This window comes from Dyadobacter sp. SRI_021 (genome assembly GCF_057586235.1).
Genome location: NZ_JBYCZM010000002.1, coordinates 458,117 through 478,639 on the forward strand (window position 1 = coordinate 458,117; position 20,523 = coordinate 478,639).

The 20,523-nt window shown below is 50.7% G+C and carries 18 protein-coding genes; 7 read left to right on the forward strand and 11 right to left on the reverse strand.

Features of this window, described 5'->3' with window-relative positions; all coding sequences use genetic code 11:
- Positions 1-3: 3 nt before the first annotated feature.
- From AC2YIT_RS07160 to AC2YIT_RS07170, 3 genes are all read left to right on the forward strand, one after another.
- Entirely contained in the window at positions 4-1,482 is a 1,479-nt protein-coding gene (locus AC2YIT_RS07160) for a SusD/RagB family nutrient-binding outer membrane lipoprotein (RefSeq protein WP_430847856.1), read from the forward strand.
- A 69-nt stretch (positions 1,483-1,551) separates the two neighbouring features.
- Positions 1,552-2,649, forward strand: coding sequence for a sulfatase-like hydrolase/transferase (locus AC2YIT_RS07165; protein WP_430847858.1), 1,098 nt, complete (start codon positions 1,552-1,554; stop codon positions 2,647-2,649).
- Between the two features lie 116 nt (positions 2,650-2,765).
- Positions 2,766-3,896, forward strand: coding sequence for a metallophosphoesterase family protein (locus AC2YIT_RS07170; RefSeq protein ID WP_487278751.1), 1,131 nt, complete (start codon positions 2,766-2,768; stop codon positions 3,894-3,896).
- 6 nt (positions 3,897-3,902) lie between these two features.
- Here AC2YIT_RS07170 and AC2YIT_RS07175 read toward each other — a convergent pair whose 3' ends face one another.
- From AC2YIT_RS07175 to AC2YIT_RS07190, 4 genes are all read right to left on the reverse strand, one after another.
- On the reverse strand, positions 3,903-4,679 hold the full coding sequence (locus tag AC2YIT_RS07175) for a hypothetical protein (protein ID WP_487278752.1): 777 nt from the start codon (positions 4,677-4,679) through the stop codon (positions 3,903-3,905).
- Positions 4,680-4,770: 91 nt separating this feature from the next.
- Positions 4,771-5,556, reverse strand: coding sequence for a LytR/AlgR family response regulator transcription factor (locus AC2YIT_RS07180; protein WP_487278753.1), 786 nt, complete (start codon positions 5,554-5,556; stop codon positions 4,771-4,773).
- Positions 5,557-5,561: 5 nt separating this feature from the next.
- Entirely contained in the window at positions 5,562-6,671 is a 1,110-nt protein-coding gene (locus AC2YIT_RS07185) for a sensor histidine kinase (RefSeq protein WP_430847866.1), read from the reverse strand.
- A gap of 183 nt (positions 6,672-6,854) precedes the next feature.
- Positions 6,855-7,907 carry a sensor histidine kinase gene (locus AC2YIT_RS07190; protein WP_430847868.1) on the reverse strand — a complete coding sequence of 351 codons (1,053 nt, stop codon included), beginning with the start codon at positions 7,905-7,907 and terminating at the stop codon, positions 6,855-6,857.
- Positions 7,908-8,168: 261 nt separating this feature from the next.
- Between AC2YIT_RS07190 and AC2YIT_RS07195 the strand changes: the two genes are divergently transcribed.
- Entirely contained in the window at positions 8,169-9,446 is a 1,278-nt protein-coding gene (locus tag AC2YIT_RS07195; protein ID WP_430847870.1) for a PepSY-associated TM helix domain-containing protein, read from the forward strand.
- Here AC2YIT_RS07195 and AC2YIT_RS07200 read toward each other — a convergent pair.
- Positions 9,417-10,145 carry a hypothetical protein gene (locus AC2YIT_RS07200; RefSeq protein ID WP_487278754.1) on the reverse strand — a complete coding sequence of 243 codons (729 nt, stop codon included), beginning with the start codon at positions 10,143-10,145 and terminating at the stop codon, positions 9,417-9,419. The two genes, AC2YIT_RS07195 and AC2YIT_RS07200, sit on opposite strands and share 30 nt — an antisense overlap.
- 177 nt (positions 10,146-10,322) lie before the next feature.
- Positions 10,323-12,296, reverse strand: a complete 1,974-nt coding sequence (locus AC2YIT_RS07205) for a glycoside hydrolase family 97 protein (protein ID WP_487278755.1) — start codon at positions 12,294-12,296, stop codon at positions 10,323-10,325.
- Between the two features lie 809 nt (positions 12,297-13,105).
- Between AC2YIT_RS07205 and AC2YIT_RS07210 the strand changes: the two genes are divergently transcribed.
- Complete coding sequence (locus tag AC2YIT_RS07210; protein ID WP_487278756.1) at positions 13,106-13,573, forward strand: hypothetical protein; 468 nt, start codon at positions 13,106-13,108, stop codon at positions 13,571-13,573.
- A 72-nt stretch (positions 13,574-13,645) separates the two neighbouring features.
- On the opposite strand, the gene AC2YIT_RS07215 is transcribed toward AC2YIT_RS07210, so the two are convergent.
- The 5 genes from AC2YIT_RS07215 to AC2YIT_RS07235 all read right to left on the reverse strand — a co-directional run bounded on the left by AC2YIT_RS07215 (position 13,646) and on the right by AC2YIT_RS07235 (position 18,492).
- The gene (locus AC2YIT_RS07215; RefSeq protein ID WP_430847878.1) at positions 13,646-13,933 is read right to left on the reverse strand and encodes a transcriptional repressor; all 288 of its coding nucleotides are present in this window, start codon (positions 13,931-13,933) and stop codon (positions 13,646-13,648) included.
- 24 nt (positions 13,934-13,957) lie between these two features.
- Positions 13,958-14,674: a DUF4198 domain-containing protein gene (locus AC2YIT_RS07220; protein ID WP_487278757.1), complete on the reverse strand. Its 717-nt coding sequence runs from the start codon at positions 14,672-14,674 to the stop codon at positions 13,958-13,960.
- 161 nt (positions 14,675-14,835) lie between these two features.
- Positions 14,836-17,175 (reverse strand): GAF domain-containing protein, encoded by a 2,340-nt coding sequence (locus AC2YIT_RS07225; RefSeq protein ID WP_487278758.1) that lies wholly within the window; start codon positions 17,173-17,175, stop codon positions 14,836-14,838.
- 117 nt (positions 17,176-17,292) lie between these two features.
- On the reverse strand, positions 17,293-17,628 hold the full coding sequence (locus AC2YIT_RS07230; RefSeq protein WP_487278759.1) for a hypothetical protein: 336 nt from the start codon (positions 17,626-17,628) through the stop codon (positions 17,293-17,295).
- 90 nt (positions 17,629-17,718) lie between these two features.
- Complete coding sequence (locus tag AC2YIT_RS07235; protein ID WP_430847888.1) at positions 17,719-18,492, reverse strand: helix-turn-helix domain-containing protein; 774 nt, start codon at positions 18,490-18,492, stop codon at positions 17,719-17,721.
- Between the two features lie 163 nt (positions 18,493-18,655).
- On the opposite strand from AC2YIT_RS07235, the gene AC2YIT_RS07240 reads away from it, so the two are divergent.
- Together AC2YIT_RS07240 and AC2YIT_RS07245 are read left to right on the forward strand one after the other, a co-directional pair.
- Complete coding sequence (locus tag AC2YIT_RS07240; RefSeq protein WP_487278760.1) at positions 18,656-19,486, forward strand: SDR family oxidoreductase; 831 nt, start codon at positions 18,656-18,658, stop codon at positions 19,484-19,486.
- A 72-nt stretch (positions 19,487-19,558) separates the two neighbouring features.
- A complete protein-coding gene (locus AC2YIT_RS07245; protein WP_430847892.1) occupies positions 19,559-20,476 on the forward strand; it encodes a helix-turn-helix domain-containing protein in 918 nt (305 codons plus the stop codon).
- The last annotated feature ends 47 nt before the right edge of the window (positions 20,477-20,523 follow it).

A 20,523-nucleotide genomic window follows, 5' to 3' on the forward strand; every position in this document is an offset into this window, starting at 1 on the left:
CCAATGAAAAAGATCAAGTACATGATATTAACGCTGGCGCTTGGCCTGGGAAGTTGCCAGGATATCGATACGCTGCAAAAGGACCCGGGTGCGATTACCAATCCATCGGCGGACCTTATCCTCACGGGGATTCTGAACAATACCTGGGATTCGCCATGGAGTACCGATCACCGTCATAACCAGTTCATGACGCAGAATGAGGCCTATTACGATGGACAGGCCTATGGCTGGACGACCGGTTCCTATGATGTTTTCTATAACTCGCTCCGCAATGTAAGCCGCATGGAGATTGAAGCTGCCAAAACTGGCGACGTGGGCGCGCATTACCTCACGCTTGCGAAGTTTTTCAAGGCGTACTTTTATAGCCGCGCCACAGAGATGTTCGGTGACGTCCCAATGTCGGAAGCGATCAAAGGCGTGAGCGATGAGGTTTTTAAGCCTAAATATGACAGCCAGAAGGATATTTACATCCAGGTTTTGAAATGGCTGGACGAAGCCAATGCCGAAATGCCCGCGCTCATCGCGAAAAAGCCGGCTATTTCGGGCGATTACCTGTACGGAGGCGACCTCGCCAAATGGCAGAAGCTGATCAATTCCTACCGACTGCGGGTGCTGATAAGTCTGAGCAAGCGTGCCGACGATACCCCCGACTTGAATGTGAAGCAGCAGTTCGCAACGATCGTGAACGATCCGGCGAAATACCCGCTCATTAATACCAATGCGGACAACTTCCAGGTTGTTTACAATACCATCAATACTTACCCGCTGTGGCCGAGTAACGGGGTAGTGGTGAAGAACGACAAACGCAACACCCTGGGGGCCACGTTTGTGAATATCGCCAAAACTACCCGTGACCCACGCCTGCTCGTAGTAGCATTGCCTGCCGAAGCTCTGAAAAGCAACCCGGATGTGTACCTGCGCTATGGCGGCGGCAAGACCGGCGACCTGCAATCGACATTGCTCGAAGAAGCGGGAAAAGGGCTGCTCTCGATGATTAATTTTGATTACTGGGAAGCGTCGGCAGCCGGTGTACCTGCGATTCAGCTGGGTGCGCACGAAGTGAATTTCAGCATTGCCGAGGGTATCAATCGCGGCTGGCTCGCGGGTAATGCGGCGGATTATTACAACAAGGGCGTTACCGAATCGATGAAGTTTTACAACATCGCCCAGTCTGAGATCGATAAGTTCCTGGCAGCGAACCCTTACCCCGGTAACACGGAAAATGGGTTGCAGAAGATACTCGAACAGAAATACATGGCATTCTTTGAAAACTCGGGGCGCCAGGCGTTTTACAACTATCGCCGGACGGGTGTTCCTGCATTCGATATCGGACAATCCAATGCGAACAACAATCAGATTCCCGTCCGCTGGGCTTACCCGACCTCTGAATACACGACCAATGAGGTGAATGTGAAAGCCGCGCTCAAAACGCAGTTCAATGGAGCCGACACCCAGAATGGCTTGATGTGGCTTATTAAATAAATTTATCCTTCCTTCGGATCGTCTGTCCGGAGGAAGTTTTTACTTTTCCGGACTCTTAACCTTAACATCATGAAAACCCTTATACTCACCCCGATCCTGGCGGCCCTGTGTATAGTAGTTCTGAGTACTGCCGCTACCGCCCAAACCAAAACGAAAAATGTGGTCATGATCTCCGTCGACGGCTGTCGCTGGCAGGAGATCTTTCGCGGCGCCGATTCGGTTTTGTTTTATACCAAAAAATACCGCCAGCAGGATTCGGCCGCGATGAGCGCGAAATACTGGGGCAAAACCCTCGCCGAGCGCCGCAACAAGCTGATGCCTTTCTTTTGGAATACTATTTCAAAACACGGACAGCTCTATGGTAACCGCGATTTGGGAAACCTGATGAACGTGCGCAACAAATACTGGTTTTCTTATCCGGGCCGTAGCGAAACGCTTTGCGGGTATTACGACGAGAAAGTCAATAGCAACGACTACCCAAACAACCCGAACGAGAATGTGCTGGAATTCTTCAACAAACAGAAAGGTATGGAAGGAAAAGTGGTCACGTTCGCTTCCTGGAATGCCCTTTCCCGCATTCTCAACCGCGATCGCAATGGCATGCTGGTGAACATTCCCGGTGAGAAGGTAAAAGGAAACAACCTCACCGAAGCCCAGAAACTGGCCAACGAACTTCAAAACTACCTGCCTGAATATTTCGGCAAAACGGTACGTTTCGACGCGCATACTTATGCATTGACGCGCTCGTACATCGAGGCGAACCACCCGCGCGTGGTGCATATCGACTTCGCCGATATGGACGAGTTCGGTCACCATGGCCAGTACGACTCATACCTCGACGGCGCGCATTACGTCGATGCGATGGTAGCAAGCCTGTGGAACTACATGCAGGCCGATCCGTTCTACAAGGACAAAACCACCATGATCATCTACCCCGACCACGGCCGCGGTACCGGCGATCGCTGGACGAGCCACGGCACTTCGGCGCCGGGTTCCAACGAAACCTGGATGGCGATCATAGGCCCGGATACCCCGGCGAGCGGTGAAATGAAAAGCCGGTCGCAGGTTTACCAGGACCAATTCGCACAGACTGTTGCGCAACTGATGGGTTTGAAGTTTACGGCTAACCATCCGGTTGGAGGGGTGGTGAGGAGCGTTTTTAAATAATATCAGCAGCTTGGGGCCGGCGGGAATTAATACAAATTTTACGCCCCCAAGCTCTGTTTTTTTACTAGCTTGCCATCAGCAAATACCAAAAGGCTGATAAATGGCAGCCATCCGTAATGAAATCAGATTTTTCCAAGAAATTCTCCAAACCCGTTTTCAAAAGAGACGTTCCCGACGATACATTCAAGTACCAGCCTGCCCCGAAACCGTCCGGGAAATATCCCTATCATTTAGATCTTGAATCGGTTGACCCGGTTCCGGACCAGAACAAGCTGGCGTTCCATATGGTGGGCGATACCGGTAGTATCCGCACGCCGGATTTTCAGAAGCTGGTGGTCGGGGAGATGGTGAAGCAGTTTGTGGCGACCGAAAAAACGGGGTACGAGCCGCAGTTCCTGTTTCACCTAGGCGATGTGGTCTACAATTTCGGCGAGGCGAGCCAGTATCAGCGCCAGTTTTTCGAACCTTATCAGCAATATCCCGGCCCGATTTTCGCCATCCCGGGCAATCACGACAGCGATATTAACCCGGATAGCCGCGTCCGCTATCATAGCCTGGATGCATTTACGGCAGTTTTCTGCGATACCGAACGGCGGACTGTCCCTTTCAGCGGCAATGCACAACGCAAGAGCATGGTGCAGCCTAATGTGTACTGGACGCTTCTAACGCCATTGGCAAATATCATCGGGATGTACAGCAACGTTCCGAAGTTCGGAGTGGTGACCGACGAGCAACGCGACTGGCTAGTCCATGAACTCAAACGCGCGGACAGCGAACGCCCAGATAAAGCGGTGATCCTTTGCCTCCACCATTCGCCATATTCGGCAGATATCAACCACGGTTCCAGTATGCCGATGATCGAACTGCTGGAAGGCGTTTTCGAAGAGACCGGCATTTATCCGGACATCGTTTTCAGCGGGCACGTGCATAATTACCAGCGTTTCAGTCGGCATTACAAGGGTAGCGGTCGAGTGCTGCCCTTCATCGTGGCAGGCAGCGGCGGCTACGACGAGCTGCACCCGGTGGCGTATACCAGCGACTACCGCTTCCGCAGCGACCTGCCGGAATTTGACGGCGTCAACCTCGAATATAGCTGCGACACCAAGCACGGCTTCCTGAAAGTGCTTCTGGAAAGAACTGCCGGCGGCATCACGATTACCGTGGAGTTCTACACGCTCCCGCACGAGCGACGCACGGAGCCGGGCGTGAACGCGTCGCTCGAAGACCGGTTGGTACTAAAAGTCTGAGTGCCGCTACCGGTTGTAGATGTATTCCTGTTCGAGCAGCTTTTGGTTGTTGGCCAGAACCTGATACTTTTTAACCGGCCAGGGACCCTGATAATCATACGCATACCTGACTTCGGAGTTGACGGATTCTCCATTCCGGAAAAGCGTTTTGATGACGGTTACATTGCTTTGTGAGCGAAACATCGGAAGTCCATTCCTACCCGTCAAATTGTAGTAAGGGTTGGGACGTTCGTCGTATTCGAGTTGCACCTCTTCTATAACGCGGTCGGTAACAGAGTCGAGCGTTTTGCTTCTGACAACGTTGCTTTGTTGAAAATATAAGTAAGTGTGCTGCACCGCCTTCGTAAGCATGTTTTGTTCCGCAATCAGTACCATGTTCTTTTCGGGATAGGAATAAGTCCTCGTGAAATGCTGTGGCCTGGGACTTGTGGCAGCATCCTTGTACTCCGCAGCGACAAGGGTGTCACCTTTATATCGATAGGTAAATCCGGCTACTTTGGGGTTGGTGCCGATTTGCTGTTCTGTCAGTTGGTAGTTAGTGTATTTGTACCTATTCACGGAGAGCGTGTCTCCGTTTTCCTTGAACTGGATTTCCGCTTCAACCAAGCCGATTGCATTGCGGTGGTATTCGACTTTATAATGCGACTGGTCGGTGAAGTAAAAGCGCGCGGCGATAATTACTGGTTCAGCAGGCGGATCGATAATGATTTCCGGTTCAGTGGAGGATTCGGTACATGCCGCGCAGCATAGGGCCAGGAATAGTAGCAGTCGAGTTGGTTTCATTTCAATACTGGTTTTACTTCCTGATGCCGTGCGTTGCATAATGGTTGTAACCGACTGTTGTATATTTTGATATATCGCCGGGCCTATTTGGTTATTTACCCATCCATATCTTAAAGTCTCCCACTTTTTCCCGGCTTACAAGCACTTCCTTGTTATGTGCGGGCCGGAGCGTGAGGGCGAGGCGGTTGCCGAAATAGGGATCTATTTTGTCGACCGAGCGGTGGGTGACCATCATACCGCGGTTAATACGGAAAAAGCGGGAAGGGTCGAGCGATTCGGCGAGTTCATCGAGGGTGTAGTCGACGAGCATTTTCTGGTTGGAATCGGTCATGAAGAAGCTGTACCGGTCGTCGGTAAAGAAATAGGCGATTTCTCCGACCTCAATGGAGAGCATTTTCTGTCCTTGTTTCACGAGGAAGCGCTGCCGGTATTCCACGGACGACGCCTTTTTGAAATCTTCCAGCAGTTTCCGGATGCTTGCCAGCGAGTGATCGGCGACGGGCTGGCTTTTCATTTTTTCATATTTCTGCAAAGCCCGCTGCAAATCGTCGCGATGCACGGGTTTGAGGAGGTAGTCGATGCTGTTGTGTTTGAAGGCCTGCAATGCGTACTCATCGTAAGAGGTCGTGAAGATAATCGCACTCGTTACTTCGATCCGGTTGAAAATTTCGAAGCTCTGGCCGTCGGATAACTCGATGTCGAGAAAGATCAGGTCCGGATCGGATTTGCCGGCCGCGCGGTTTTCGTGTACCCATTCCACTGTTTGCTCGATGCTGTCGGTAACGCCCACCACATCCAGCGACGGCGCTACTTCCCCGATCATTTTTTTCAGCCGGCGGACCGACAAATCTTCATCTTCAACGATAAGCGCATTCATAACTTTCAGGAAATCAGTGGTAAGGTTACTGTAAAAAACTCGTGGTTGCTTTCGATCACAGGCTGGGGCAGGCCCTGCCGGTACTCGCTGAGCAGTTGATATTTGGTTATGATGTTGGTCAATCCAACGCGTGTAGACTCGATGTTTTCTGCGCCCGCCGTCAGGTTTTTCTTTTGTAAATTATTACGCACCATCAATTGTCCGTCTACGGTGCTTAATATGAAAATAGTCAGCGGCCTGCTGGCACGGATCACATTATGCTTCACGGCATTTTCGACCAGCAGCTGTAATGTCAGCGGCGGAATGCGGCAATCCATAAAGCACTCCTCCACGTGGATGTAGAGCTTCATACCGTCGCCGTAGCGCGTTTTGAGCAAATGTCCATACGATTCGATAAACGATAGTTCCTTTTTTAACGTCGTTAACTGCCCGAAATCTCCCTCGTCGACGGACGAATGGTTGGTTTGTAGCAAGTACCGGTAAACGCGTGCCATTTCGTCCACAAATTCCTCGGCTTTTTCCGCGTCCTCGCCAATTAATGCAGAAAGCGAGTTTAATGTGTTGAAAAGAAAATGCGGGCTGATCTGCGCTTTCAGGCTTTCGAGCTGTCCGTTTACATTCTCTTTCATCATCCGCTCGGTATTGATCTCGTGCTGGCGCCAGCGCGCGAGGGCATCGAACGTTTCCCACAAACCGGTGATCAGCACAATGGCGGCCAGGTTCACAATATAAATCATGACCAGCGAGTGAACGCTCAGTGTCGATCCGAACAGCCGCTTGTCGATGTAGAGCCAGGCAGTCAGCAGCACGAATACGCCTGAAATCACGGCGTAGGCCGAAATGGATAGTGCCACGCGAATGAGTGTTTTCTGCAAATCGCTGTAATGGGTCGTAATGTAGCGAGCCGCACGTAACTGCCCGGCGTAGACTGCCGCCAACAGCGCAACGTTCAGCGATGTTGCTTTCAGAAACAGACCAATATCGCCGAAAACATGCGCTCCGACGGTGATGAAGTTGAAAAACAGCAGGAATACCAGCGCAGCTGCGGCGTAAGCTGGTGCGTTTCCCGAAGGGATTTTATCCGGAAGTTTTTCAAACAATGCTCTTTTCTTCATGGTTAGGTAGCCGCGGCCTGTTACAGGCTTGCTGGGTTTCACCGAGGCAGTTCCACTGAGGCAGTTCCTCTGGGGCAGTCCCACTGGGGCAGTCCTAGTGCGGCAATTCCAAAAATAGTGTAATGCGTGGAACGGCAAGCACAGAAGTTACATCAACTGCATTTTTATTGGAATGAATTGTCATTACACCGGAACCCGTGCGGGAATTACGTCGGGCAGGAGCGGAATTGTTACGGAGAACGTTTCGCTATTTTCTTCGATCTCTAGTTTTCGGGGTGTGAAGGTCAGCAGTTTCGCCGAAAGCCCTCGCAAGCCGACGCCGGTGGCGCCAAGGGTGCGGTGACGCATCTGTACATTATTGGTAACCCTTACGGCCCGATCGCCGGTGAGGCTGATCGTCACCGTTAGCGGTCGACCAGGCGATAGTACATTGTATTGAACCGCGTTGTCGAGCAGGATTTGCAGCATCAGCGGCGGGATCATCAGATCGGCGGAGCAGCGTTCGGGGAGTTCGACGAGGAGCGCACCGTGGTAACGGACTTTCAGCAGCCGGACGTATACTTCCAGAAAACTGAGCTCGGATTGCAGCGGTACGAGCTCGGTACGGCCGCCTTGCAGCATATAGCGGTAAATGCGCGCAAGATCTTCTACAAAGTCCTCAGCCTGAGCGGGATCGGCACCGATGAGCGACGAAAGCGTATTCAGGCTGTTGAACAGAAAATGCGGGTTAACCTGACCTTTCAATGCATCAAACTCGACTTCCAGCGACTGTCGGGCTAGTTTTTCGTCGTCGGCCTGGTCGTTTTTCCATTGCTGCAATGCGTAGAACAAGCCGAGCAATGCGCAAATGAATGCATCGCAGAGCAAGCCGACGAGCGCCACCGGCCAGATTTTCGACCAGCTGAAAACGACGTCGAGGCCGGGTACCAGGCTATAAATCCAGATATCGAAAACCATCAGCAATACCGTCGCCGCTGCCAGCTTCCAGAGCATTTTCAGCATTTGTTCAAGGATCTGCCCCTCGGCTGCGCTGCCAGCCGTCCTCCGGATGACGATCGTCAGGATCACCACCGAGGACCAGTAGAGTATGAATGCCAGCGCAGAGGCCGTCAGGAAGGTAGGCAAATGCACAAAATAACGTTCCCCGAGCAGATAATAATTGCCTAGCGCGAAGCAGACGGGCATCATCGCGAGATGGTACCGCCATTCGTACTTCGAAAAAAAAGCAGGCTTCATATTGGGCGTCTGATAATTTGCTGAACAGCCCGCAAATTTAAACAAATCCCGAAGTACACCTGCCATCGTGATGTGCCCTGCTAGCTTCCGGTATCTATTTACTTCTCTATTTTTATTTTGAATGAAAATAATGAAGGTTGTTAAGACTAATAATTTGTAATTAAACTAAATAGGGTATTTCTTTGCTGCAAAAGCGTTCAAATACGTTTTTGAGTTATTTAAGCGCCTTTTCAAGGCCGCTATCAAATCCAAACTGCATTCATGTCTCAGAAAAAGACAGTCCTCGGCAAGTTTATCGGAACTTTACACCTCTGGTTGGGGCTGGCGTCCGGGATGGTAATAATCGTGATCGGCCTTACCGGTGCCATTTACGTTTTTACAGACGAAATCAAGCCGTTGGTTTACGGGGACCGTCTTTTCATTCAACCTGAAAACAAGCCGAAACTCTCGCTGAGCCAGTTGCTGGCCGTGGCGCAACAAGCCGTAGGAGAGAAGCGGCCCGTGACGCGCGTCGAAATATCCTCACAATCCGACAGAACGTATATTTTCCGGGCATTGAAGGTGGATAAAGAAGGTTTTTCGCATTGGGATTATTACAAATACTACCAACGCGCCTATGTGAATCCTTACAATGGCAAGGTTGTAAAACTGGAAGATTCAAAAAACGAGTTTTTTACCATCATACTCGGGCTGCACATGCGGATGCTGTTTGGTGAAAAGATCGGGCACGCGGTGGTAAGCTACTCGGTACTGGCATTTGTGCTTATCCTGATTTCCGGACTGGTGTTATGGTGGCCTGCCAAATGGAATAGGTCGGGCAGAAATAAGAGCTTCAAAATCAAATGGAATGCAAAATGGAAGCGCGTTAACTATGACCTGCATAATGTGCTCGGCTTTTACGCTTGTGTAATCCTGTTCGTATGTGCGGTTACAGGTCTGGTGTGGGCGTTCGACTGGTTCGAAAAAGGAGTGAAGACGGTCGCTGACGGCGGAAAATTGGTGGAGGTGCCCGCCGTTTTTTCAGATACAACTCGAAACAAGGATGTGCAAGCAGTCGACCGGGTATTTGCCGCATTGCAAGCCGACCAGCCCAATGCATACGGGTACCTGATCAACTTTCCTGCGAAGGGCAAACTGCCCATCAATACATCCACCTATCTGACTGCACGCAACCGCTACGACCGCATCCAGGGCCAGTATGACCAATTCACCGGTGCCAAACTGCGCTCACGCTCTTTCGGAGAACTGACCAACGGCGAGAAAGCCTACGCCATGAATTTTGACCTGCATGTGGGCGCCTGGGCCGGGTTACCGGGCAAGATCCTGACTTTTTTCGCAGGATTGATCTGTGCCAGTTTGCCGGTTACCGGCTTCATGATCTGGTGGGGACGTCGTAGGAAGGAGGGCAAGGGAGGAAAAGGAGGAAGGGGAGTAAAGGAAGGAAAGGGAGTGGTTGCGGGTAGTAAGTCGAGCGTACGGACGTTTCCAAAACCGGCTTACGTATCGATCTCATCCCGCCTGTCCGAGGAAGAAAAATAAGCCGATCACCGCGGAGGAGAATATCAGCCAGCCCCAAAACAGCCGGGCGGGAGGCATACTCCCATGCACCAGTACGCGTACGCCCAGGGGAACGAGCGCAATGCACAGGCACGACGTCGCGATCACCGACATCACTGTTCCGCCCTTCAATACCCCGATCATGAGCGCGGACATCATCGCTAGCGCCACTACACCTATCGGCCGCAATGTTCCCGACAGCCAGGCTCCAATGGCCAGCACCGCCCAGCCGAACAGGATCGCGCCGGAGAGCGTCGAAACAATATGAAACGCGCCGTAGGACTGCGCGACGGTTTCCGTTGCTTTCGGCAAACTCAGGATGTTGACCAGCTGAAATGCAAGGTGATTGATCCCGGAATGGAATGTTCGGGCAAAAAGCCCGAACAATACCAGGCTACCGCCCCAAACGGCCCATACCGGCTTGGTACGCCCTATCAGGTTAGCAAGGGTGACAATGGCTGGCCACAGCAGGATATTTCCCGCCAGATAGAGGCTGTAAGCCGTAAACATCAATGTAGGGTGGCTTTGGTAGGCCCTGAGCTGCTCCGGGAAGAAGTAATCGAACCGGAATTTCAACAGCTCGCCCGCGAGCAGCAATACGGGCGCGAGCACGAGCGAAATACCGCCCAGCCAGCGCCCGGGAAATGGCAGGTGACCGAAGTCTTCTTTAAAAGTTTTCATGGCTAATAGTTTTTACAAAGCTATGTAATGTTAGGTACTATGCATTGCATACTACATGATTGGTGTTATAGATGTTTGTGCGGCACGTAGAGGCGTCCTCCTACGAAACAAAATAACCGGATCGGGCCAGCCTCGCCAAATATTGTAGATCAACAGCGTAAATAGCAGATAAACTGCCTATTGCCGTCGCAGTCGAGCCATAAACCCGCCTCCCGGCGCCAGTTTAACTTTCAGCGAGCTTTTAGAATTGAGCACAACCCTGGAAATGCGGTAATCGGCGGGATAACGATCGGCATTGACGCCGTCCTCGCAGATCGTAGCCTCGAAATGGCCTTTGGGAAGGAAATCGAGCGGTATGGCAAGTTCCCGGGCTGTCGAATCGTTGAGTGCGCCGATGTACCAGTCGACGCCCTTTTTCCTTGCGGTGACCACGTAGTCGCCCAGGCGCGCATCGACAATGCGGGTGGTATCCCAAACGGTGGGAATGCTCCCGAGTAGTTCCATGAATGCGGGTTCGTTCAGGCCTTGTGATGGATTGCCGGCGAAAAACTGGATCGGGCTTTCGTACACAACGAACATCGCTAGTTGTTGCGTCCGGGTAGTGAGCGACATTACGTTTTCAGGCATTGCATGGAAACCTTTGGGCGTGGCATTGTTTAGCATCCCGGGCTCATAATCCAGCGGGCCGGCGAGCATACGGATGAATGCGAGCAGCACATTATGCTCCGGCGTGGCTTTGGCGCTCCACATATTGTACTCCGAGCCCAGTACCGCCTCTCGTGCGATCGCGTGCGGGAATGTGCGGTTGAAGCCAGCGGGTTTGAATGCGCCGTGAAACATCAGCATGATCTTGTGCCGGGCACATGCTTCCGCTATCTTGTAATAAAACTGTACGGCTTTCTGATCGTCGCGGTTGATGAAATCGGTCATAATAAAATCCACGCCCCATTTGCTGAACTGTTCCAGGGCTGGTTCCAGCTGTTTATCGAGTGTTAGCGCGAGCGTCCACATGCTTACGCCGATGCCTTTGCTTTTGGCATACGCCATAATCTCCTCCATATTAATGTCGGGATTGATCTTGAACAAATCATTATTATCGCTCCAACCCGCGTCCATCATAATGCGTTCGAACCCGAACCGTTTCGCGAAATCAATGTAATATTTGTAAGTGGCGGTATTGATGCCGCTTTTAAAAGGTACATTGAAAATATTGGAAGTGATAATCCATTCGTCGGTTGCCTTCCCAGGCTTTACCCACGATAAATCGGCAACACGCGAAGGGCTCGCCAGTCGGTACACCAGGTCGTTACCGGGTAAATCCTTGTCTTCTGGCGCGATGATCAGTACCCGCCATGGAAATACACGCGTTCCTTTGGTTTTAGCCAGGAAATCGGCCCGTTTGGAAACATAACGTGTAGAATAGAGCTCTTTGGTTTCCGTTTCTTCGGCGGGGTAGGGCGCAAAGTGGCCGAAGAGGGCCTTCTCTGCGTTGCCGCTGAGGAACATGCCCGGGTAATCTTCCAGGTCCGATTCAGTAATACCGATTTTGGGCGAGCCCTCCGGCGCAACGAGGACAGGCGAGAAAAGCAGGTTTCTGGAATGGATCTGTTCCAGCGGTTTGATCGTGTACGGCTCTTCGAAGCTCGTATGATAAATGTCCATACCCGAGGACGGTGCCACTTCCGGGAAATACACCGGATGATTGGCCGGAAACCGGAACGCGGCGGTTTCGGAACGGACGGCAATATTGCCGGCGAATGACGTGGCGATGCGGTAGGCGACACCATCGTCGTACACTCTGAAAATGACGGCGAAGGCATTTGAAAAAGCAATTTTTAGCTCCTTGTATCGGTCAGGAATGTGGGTCCGCTTTTCAGGTACCGGCGAAATAATGGTTTCGTTGACGCTTCTTTCCGTAAACTGTGGCCTGGAAAGGCCGTTCGAAAGCTTCTTGCCATCCAAAAGGACCATGTCGATTTCCGAGGGCGATATAATCAGTTGGTTTTTGAAATAGACGCTGTATCGTAACTGGTCGCCCGCCTGGGCGATCAGCCTGATCGTGCCGTTCGGAGACAGGACTTCCCGCACGGCTTGTGCATGTGAGCAGGAGAAAGTGAGCAACAGGAAATTCAGCAGAAGCAGTTTTCTCATAGCAGGTATGGTTGAGGATCCGGTAGCTGCAATGTACGGGATTAATATGCTACCAGGAAAGTTTAGTAAGGCTAAAAATCGCTGAAACAACATTTATGCCGTGTAATAATAATTGCTACAAGTAACTGTTCAAGTACTTATTGTAACCAGCATATCAAATTGAAGCGTGTGAAAATCCAATTTCAGCCATTGTCGCATTGAGCATTGATGGAGAGTTACTTTTCGGTTTTTTCGATAAATGTCGCACCGGATTTTTGCTTCCGACTTATTAATATAACGTAGTTCTTAGGTGAAAAAGCGGCGGCCAACTAGTTCTACGCATTGCAAATGCCAGCGCTGTTTTAGCGTAGGGGCGGCGACCAATTTCAAAACAATAAAACTCTGGCACATCGCATCGTTGTACTTCGGCCCGTCATTTATTGAATTACTAATTGCAGACAGAGTTTTGTAACCGTATGAGACAAGTTTGTTCGTAAACGGCGTTGCTAATACAAAGGACAGATCTCCGTTATACTGCCGGTATAAAACCCGTCCCGGCGAAGAGTCTAACGGATGCGAAGGTATCGTATATTGGAAACTGATGAAAATTGAGCCTGCTGGAATAATGATGGCAGTACTGGTTCTAATTAAAATCAATTTGGAAATCGAAAGCGAAAAACGCTTAATAAAAATGGTGCAGGGAGCATTTATGCAGTGATTTTTTTCGTCAATTTTGGCAGATTATTTATTATAAAAAAATTATTTTAATAAAATGTTAACTTCATTACTTTTGCGAAAGTAATAATCCACCAGCAACCCGTAATTTATTTATGAAAGCAAGAGCAATTAAATTTTTTTCTCCCGAGGATAATGTTTCAGTAGCGAAAAAGCCTCAGGAGAAACCAAAGCCAACCGGCTATGTTTCATCTTCGGGTAAGCTAGTTCTTCCTCCCAAAACTTTGGAAGAATTAGGTATCGAACCGGAAACAGCTCGCTTTAAAATCGGAGCACAGCAAGGTAAGAGAACCTTGAAGCATCTGTATCTGATTCCGAGCTCGGATGAAAACGGAACATTCGCCCTTACCAGAAGCGGCCGCGGATATTCTATCCCGCTGGAACTGATTCTCCGTAAAGGCGGTGTGGATTTTGAAAATACAAAGTACGTTTTTGACGTAACCCTTTTTAATTACGAAGAAGGCGTTGTCGGTTTTGAACTCACGTTGGGAACCGAAGAACCCAAACCGGCATACACCGGCAAACCCAGAGGCCGCAAACCGAAGAATGCAGTGGTTGCTTAATGATATGAACAAAGAAGGGTCCGGAAAACGGACCCTTCTTTGTTTAGTACTGATAAACAGGAACAATCGTTTTCAATTGTTCAATGTATTCCGGACAGGCTCCGGGATCCCAAACAGATTTTTGCGACTGTCGGTCGCAAATCGCCGCTCTGCAAACCCTGCGGTTACCAGCCAGTTAAGCGACTCATAAACAGTCGCGGGACTGATTTTAATCCCCCGGCTGCGCATATCGCGCCATAATGTATCACCATCGGTAAATTCGTCGGCGACCAGCAATTGATCGGCCACAATGACCCGCTTTTCGGCCAGTCTTATTTTGTGACGGATGCAATAGGCACTGATTTGTTCGTACAGGGACATGCGAATGAATAACGCTTTAAAAATCTATTCTCCAACTTCTACCAGCAAAGTGGCGCTGCGCCAAAATGCGTTGTATTCTTTTCCGTTCAGGTTGCCGGTTTCTTTCCAGCTTTTGGATGCCTCGATATAATAGGTGCCTGGCCAAAGCGGAACAAATTCGGCCAGCCCTTTTTCATCGGTGCTGATCTGTTTGCTCCATCCCGACGGCGAAGCCACGGTGATGTACAGCTTTTCATTTCCATTATTCTTGAAAAGTCCGCGCAGGTTGAGCAGGTTATTGACTTTGTTGGTTTTCGCCGGGTCTGCAAAAACATTCAACTCGTTCGCATTGGCGGCCGGAGTATTACCGCCATCGGCTCTCCCTACCGTTACTAATGCGCTGGCATTGAACTGATAAACCGTCGTTCCGCCGAGGTCTTTTGCCGTGTGACCTACCGATAGCGTGTATACGCCTTGCTGGTCGGGTGTGAACTCTGCCGTGAAATGGTCGTCAGCAGCAACGGTGGCCAATTTAGTACGCTTTTGATCGGGAGCGGTGAGCCAGAGCTCGAAATCCTTCACGTCGGAATACCATTCACCAAGTTTTTCAGGTTTATCTCCGGGCTCGGCGTAGATGATTTTAATCGCTTGTTTCTGGCCGGCTTTGCCCTTTGGGGCAGTCTGTATCCAGAGGGCGTGAGCAAAGAGTTGCGCCGAGCAGCAGAGCAGGAATGCGGTAGTAAGAAGTTGTTTTTTAAACATGATTTGAGAAAAATGAGTAGTAAAAAAGCGAGAGCTGAGCGCAGGGCACGCTTCGCATGTGGACTTACAAATATAATTTATTTATAATAAGTCCAAATAATATTTAATTCAGATTGCTGCGAAAGCAATACTGTGCGTTAAGTGCGATAACGCCGGATTGATTAATACACAACTCCTAAGCGCAGCGCCCGCAGGCCGCTGAGCCCTTGTAAATCTTCCAGTTCGAGCTCTTCGGTAGTGGGTTCGAGGGCGTTTGTCTCCTGCAAATAGTGGATGAAGGGCAGGTAATCTTCGACATCACGCTGGTGCAGGTAAATGAGCGCGATTTTATCGGGTTGGGTGAGCCGTTCCTGGGAATTTTTGATCCTTACTTTGTCGATCCGTTTCTTGATCATCTGGTAGCGGATATTATAGGCGCCTTCCACATCGAATTTCCGTTCGTCGCTCCGAAAGCTGATGTCGATCATGTGGTTATGCACAAAAATCAACTGTGTGGTATGCAGTTCTTTCGGCATTTGCCCGAGCAATGCACGGGTAATTTTCGCCACTTCGATCATCGACGAGAGTTGCCACAGCCGCAGGTTTTTGAGATGGAAATGGTTGAATGGCTTATTGGGGGCAATGGATTGGCCGATGTAAATGTCATATTCGATGCCGTCGGTCCTGAACTTCTCGAAATAGCAAGGATACGACTCCTGTAATAGCTCCTTCTGATCTTCGAAATACCGGTTCACGGCCGTATTGATCAGCTCCATGGAGTGGTCGAGCTCTTGCCGGTGGCGGTGTACCTCTCCCTGAGAGGGGTGGGTGATCCCGATGTATTCATCGATGAGCGGCGCGGTACGCGGATCCTGCTGCGACAGGTGAATGAGGTAGTTCCTTGCCTCTTCATTCAGAAACGTATTCAGGTTATTCTCCGACGTACTGTTCAGTTCGCCCTGGCTGACGGCCTTTTGCCATTTGGTACAATGAAAGCGCAGCTCCTGCATGAGCGACGACCGATCGAAGTTGGCAAGCGCGTTCAGCAGGTCATTCAGCAAATCGAGGTAATGACCCAGGTCGGCTCGGATGGAGACATTGCGTTCGTTGGTAGAATTGCGGATGTCGATCGCACCATACAGGGGGTAGACGTCGTAGAATGCAATGTTCTCATTCACTTCGGGGAGGCCCTTTTTTCTACGATGCAGGTAATGCCAGGCGGCATCGTTGAACTTCCATTGCACGGCGGGCTGTATCGAGGTGAATTTTTCCTTGATAATGCTTTCAAGTTCCAGATTGAACTCCTCAATATAAATATCGAGCAGCTGCGCTACGGGCGCGAACGCCATTTCGAGCGAAGCCAGTTTTTTCTCGTCGAAACGCTCGTCTTCCCAGGTATGCATGCAAAGGACACCCACGAGTTTCTGATCCACAAAAAGGGGTACCAATGCAAGTGAGCGTACATTCAGGTCGCGGAATGGTGCCAGCCAGCCGATCTGACGTTCGTCTTCACCCTGAATGTCGGGCGAAAAGAACGAATTCGGTTTGGCGGCGTAGCCCTCTGCCTGACGACGGAATTCTTCGGGCGTCAGGCGGTTTTCGCCCCAGATCTGAAAGAGTACGCCCGTACCAACCTGCCCGTACCCATACACGGCCTGGCCGTTCACGCGCACGAAAGGAAAAAGGTCGAATTCGATACGATTGTTCTGTACCAGCGTTTTCAGCGATTGGATAATGCGTTGGTAGCGGTTCGGACTGTCGCCCGGTACCCGGTTGAACTGGACCTTTTTGATATTTTCCACCGCCATTTTAGCCGTAACGTCCGATACGGTGATGACTGCAAAGCCCCGAAACCGGAACATATCGAGCGGCAGCACCTTTTGCAATTGCAGATGCCCGTCCTTTTCGCTGAAATGCGCGTAGATTTCCACGAAGTTAAGATCCGGTAAGTCCCGCGTAGCACTCACTTCGACAAATTCGGGGCTTACCAGCACTTCATAGTACCGGTACAACCCGGTTTGGGTGTCCGTCCAGGCGTGGTATTGCTGTATTTTCACCGGAACCTGGAAATTATAAAGCCTTTGGAGGATCAGTGTGTAGATCAAATGCAGGCGTTCGCGCTGGTAGTCTTCGGGGTTCTTTTGAAGCTCGTACTGCGAATCGGCCGGCTTCATATTCAGCATTTCGAAAAGCAGGTCGGTACCGTAAAAAATATGCGGGTACAGCGGCTGGCACATGCCCCAGGCCAGCTTATGCTCCGATGCCAGCGGCGCAGAGAGGCTGCTGTAAACGTATTCGAAGAAATCCCCGTACAGGTGCGCCTCGTTGAGCGGTACATCCCCCTGGGGGAGCTGATGTTCGTGGAAATAGGTCAGTATGTTTTTGTAAAAGGTAGATTTCAATGTCTTTTCTTCCGAAACCCGCTGTTCGAGGAAGCGGATATAGGGCATAAAAGAGATGGCGGAGTCGAGATCGAGCGGGAGTGCCCTCATTCCGGAGACGTCGAGTACTTCGTTTTTCATGGTGCTAAGGCTGGCAATGCGAGCCTAAATATACGACACGCTATCTGAAAAAAGTGCGTTCCGGCCCTTGCAGCCGAAACGCACCCCGCAGATTACATTTCCCGCTTTGGACCAAGGTTAACGATGGTCTTCGCGAAATAACCCCGGTTCCATTTGAATTTGAAGTCTTTCCAGCATTTCAGCGCGGTCGAATCCGGTTCTCAGGTTTTCGGCCTGCACCGCATCTCTGGCATTATTAATGGCTTCTTCGTTTACCCAGGTGGCGATGGTAATGTATTCGGTATCACCGGTTTCGGTGATGCGCTCGTAGGCATAGTCGCGCACGAAGCCGTCGAGCGAGTGGATAAAGGCCCGCGCAATGTGCTGTCGTTCAAGGAACGTTTGTTTCGAAGCAGCAGGGATGAGGTATTTGCTGATAAATGTGATTTGCTGGTTTTCTGATGGTGTTCCCATGTTTTTTGCGTTGAATAGCGGTTATACTTTGGTTTTACTGATACAAAATTCCAAAGCTGCTGCCGGCCATTCTTGTAAAAAATCATTGATTTACCAGAACACGGGAGATTTAAAAAACTCGGTGGGGGTGAGCCCGGTGAAGAGTTTGAAGTCCTTATTGAAATGCGGCTGATCGAAATAGCCCGCGTCGAGCGCTATCTGCGCTAATGTCTGTCCTGAGCGGCCCTTTTCTATCACCGTTTTCATTTTAACGATATAGGCGAACTGTTTCGCGGAAAGCCCGGCTACCCGTCTGAAACGCTTCTCGAATACATCCTGGCTCACGTGCAGCGACGCCGCCAGCTCCCTGATGCGCAGTTGGCCGCCCGCGCTACGGATCTTTTGAATGGCCACCAGTACCATATTATCCGGCGTCTTGTCGCTCAACCGACTGAGCAGGAAGCGCTCGATCAATGCGATGCGCGCAACGTGCGACGGCTGCTCCGCCAATTGCGCTTCCAGCAGGCCGGTATCCCGGAAACCATCGAGGCAATCCATCGCAATGCTCGTGTCGCTCAGCTCATGCAGCGGTTCGTGGATGAATGGAGCAATGCCGCCTTCCCGGAAAACGACCAGGATATTGGTCGTGCCGGAATGATACTGCATAGCCCTCCCGGATTTACGCAAGCCCGAAACGACGAACGGTTCGAGCACGCTGGTACCGCCGTGGTGATTAACAGAAACCTGCCCACTCAGCCTGAACACCATCACCGGGGATGTTTCGGGCAGGACATGGTTGACCACCTCCGCAGGCGTTTCGATCACCTTGTAGGATTGAATAAACGGGCTGAGCTCCGGCGTCGGGAAATAGGTCTCGATGGTCATTATTCCCGCAACGGGAATGCGACTTTAACGGTTCCCGTGGCCTGTTAAATCGTGTCGGCGGGGGCACGTAAAAGTGTATCACATTTCCGGATTTTTGTATAAGTCGCCGGCGGAAGCGACCCGGTAAATTTGTAGCATCAAAACACCAAAACAATTGTCAATCATGTCAAAAACAATTTTTATCACCGGCGCTTCCAAAGGATTCGGCCGTATATGGGCCGAGGCTTTTTTGAAAAGAGGGGACAAAGTAGCGGCTACCGCCCGCAATACCGAAACGCTGAAAGACCTCGCAGCGCAATATCCCGACACGCTTTTAACCATTCAGCTGGACGTAAACGACCGGGCGGCGAGTTTCGCCGCGATCGAGCAGGCTAATCAGCATTTCGGCAGCGTCGACGTGGTGATCAACAATGCAGGTTACGGCTTGTTCGGAGCCATTGAAGAAACCAGCGAAAAAGAAGCCCGCGACCAGATTGAAACCAACGTTTTTGGTTTGCTATGGGTGACGCAAGCAGCCATTCCCGTGATGCGGGCGCAGGGTGGCGGTCATATTATCCAGGTTTCCAGCGTGCTGGGCGTGGCTACGCTACCGGTGCTGGGCCTTTACAACGCTTCGAAATGGGCGGTGGAAGGACTGAGCGAAACCCTGGCCTCGGAAGTGAAAGACTTCGGGATTAAAGTGACGATCGTGGAACCCAACGGCTTCTCGACCGATTGGGGAGGTGCTTCCGCTTCCCACAGCGAGCCGATTGCATTATATGACGGCATCAAAGAAGCGCTTTATGCCGGATTGACGCCCGATACCATCGGCGATCCGCAGGCTACACCGGAGGCGATCCTGAAAATAGTCGACGAAGAAAATCCGCCATTGCGAATCTTCCTCGGTAAAGTTGGGTTTCCATGGTTGAACCAGGTATACGCCGAACGCCTTGCAACCTGGGAAGAATGGAAAGAGGTAGCTGACGCCGCGCACGGCGGCCAGGTAACCGCCTGATTTTAGTTAAATTTGATTAAACTCATCAAATCTGCACCTTATGCGGGTGCAGATTTAACCGTTTTAAAAACCATGGACCATTATAAGAGCATCAGCGAGCTCCATCGCGCCAGCAATATGCCTGCTCCGGAGCATCCCATGATCAGCATGTTTACCTGCGACGAGCTGAGAAGTTGTACGCTGGGCTGGCGGGAGTTTACGACGGACTTTTACATGATCGCATTCAAAAAGATCAAAGCCGGGCATATCCTCTACGGACGTACGAAATACGACCATGAAAACGGATCGATGCTTTTCTCGAAGCCGCGGCAGGTAATCGAAATGAATAATATCGAGCTGGAAGAAAAAGGCTTTATTCTTTATGTGCATGAAGATTTCCTCAACGGTCATCCGCTGCACTCGGAGATTCGTAAATATGGTTTTTTCGATTATGAAGCCAATGAAGCATTGCATTTGTCGGAGCGGGAGGAGCAGATCATCTGGGATCTTTTCAGCCGCATTCAAAGCGAGTATTTCAATAACACCGATGAGTACAGCCGCGACATTATGCTCACCCACCTGGATTCGATGCTGAAATATTCGCAGCGTTTTTATAAGCGCCAGTTTATCAACCGCACGCAGCTTTCGGGCACCACCGTTTCGCGTTTCAATGCAAGCCTGGCCGCCTATTTTGAAGATGGGAACTTCCAGGAGAAAGGATTGCCCTCCGTCAAACTGATGGCCGATATGCTCAATACTTCGCCACGCTACCTGAGCGATTTGCTGAAACAGGAGACCGGTAAAACCGCCATTGAACTGATCCATATTTTCCTCGTGTCCGAAGCGAAAAATATGCTGCTCAGCACCGACAAAACCGTGGCAGAAACCGCTTATCTTCTGGGTTTTGAGAACCCGCCTTATTTTTCGAGGTTATTCAAGAAGGAAACCGGTTTCAGCCCGAATGAATATAAAAAGCGGGTGGAATTTCCAGGACAGGCCGGGGTGGCGTAATATTAAATACCGCCCCAGCGACGTTCTAATAGCTGATTTGTAAACCA

Bases quoted from the DNA above. Each gene is read 5' to 3' on its own strand.
- AC2YIT_RS07170 (WP_487278751.1), top strand. From the start codon at position 2,766: ATGAAATCAGATTTTTCCAAGAAATTCTCCAAACCCGTTTTCAAAAGA.
- AC2YIT_RS07200 (WP_487278754.1), bottom strand. From the start codon at position 10,145: ATGAAAACTTTTAAAGAAGACTTCGGTCACCTGCCATTTCCCGGGCGC.
- AC2YIT_RS07165 (WP_430847858.1), top strand. From the start codon at position 1,552: ATGAAAACCCTTATACTCACCCCGATCCTGGCGGCCCTGTGTATAGTA.
- AC2YIT_RS07235 (WP_430847888.1), bottom strand. From the start codon at position 18,492: ATGACCATCGAGACCTATTTCCCGACGCCGGAGCTCAGCCCGTTTATT.
- AC2YIT_RS07160 (WP_430847856.1), top strand. From the start codon at position 4: ATGAAAAAGATCAAGTACATGATATTAACGCTGGCGCTTGGCCTGGGA.
- AC2YIT_RS07245 (WP_430847892.1), top strand. From the start codon at position 19,559: ATGGACCATTATAAGAGCATCAGCGAGCTCCATCGCGCCAGCAATATG.
- AC2YIT_RS07240 (WP_487278760.1), top strand. From the start codon at position 18,656: ATGTCAAAAACAATTTTTATCACCGGCGCTTCCAAAGGATTCGGCCGT.
- AC2YIT_RS07210 (WP_487278756.1), top strand. From the start codon at position 13,106: ATGAAAGCAAGAGCAATTAAATTTTTTTCTCCCGAGGATAATGTTTCA.
- AC2YIT_RS07225 (WP_487278758.1), bottom strand. From the start codon at position 17,175: ATGAAAAACGAAGTACTCGACGTCTCCGGAATGAGGGCACTCCCGCTC.
- AC2YIT_RS07185 (WP_430847866.1), bottom strand. From the start codon at position 6,671: ATGAAGAAAAGAGCATTGTTTGAAAAACTTCCGGATAAAATCCCTTCG.
- AC2YIT_RS07230 (WP_487278759.1), bottom strand. From the start codon at position 17,628: ATGGGAACACCATCAGAAAACCAGCAAATCACATTTATCAGCAAATAC.
- AC2YIT_RS07205 (WP_487278755.1), bottom strand. From the start codon at position 12,296: ATGAGAAAACTGCTTCTGCTGAATTTCCTGTTGCTCACTTTCTCCTGC.
- AC2YIT_RS07180 (WP_487278753.1), bottom strand. From the start codon at position 5,556: ATGAATGCGCTTATCGTTGAAGATGAAGATTTGTCGGTCCGCCGGCTG.
- AC2YIT_RS07215 (WP_430847878.1), bottom strand. From the start codon at position 13,933: ATGTCCCTGTACGAACAAATCAGTGCCTATTGCATCCGTCACAAAATA.
- AC2YIT_RS07190 (WP_430847868.1), bottom strand. From the start codon at position 7,907: ATGAAGCCTGCTTTTTTTTCGAAGTACGAATGGCGGTACCATCTCGCG.
- AC2YIT_RS07195 (WP_430847870.1), top strand. From the start codon at position 8,169: ATGTCTCAGAAAAAGACAGTCCTCGGCAAGTTTATCGGAACTTTACAC.
- AC2YIT_RS07175 (WP_487278752.1), bottom strand. From the start codon at position 4,679: ATGAAACCAACTCGACTGCTACTATTCCTGGCCCTATGCTGCGCGGCA.
- AC2YIT_RS07220 (WP_487278757.1), bottom strand. From the start codon at position 14,674: ATGTTTAAAAAACAACTTCTTACTACCGCATTCCTGCTCTGCTGCTCG.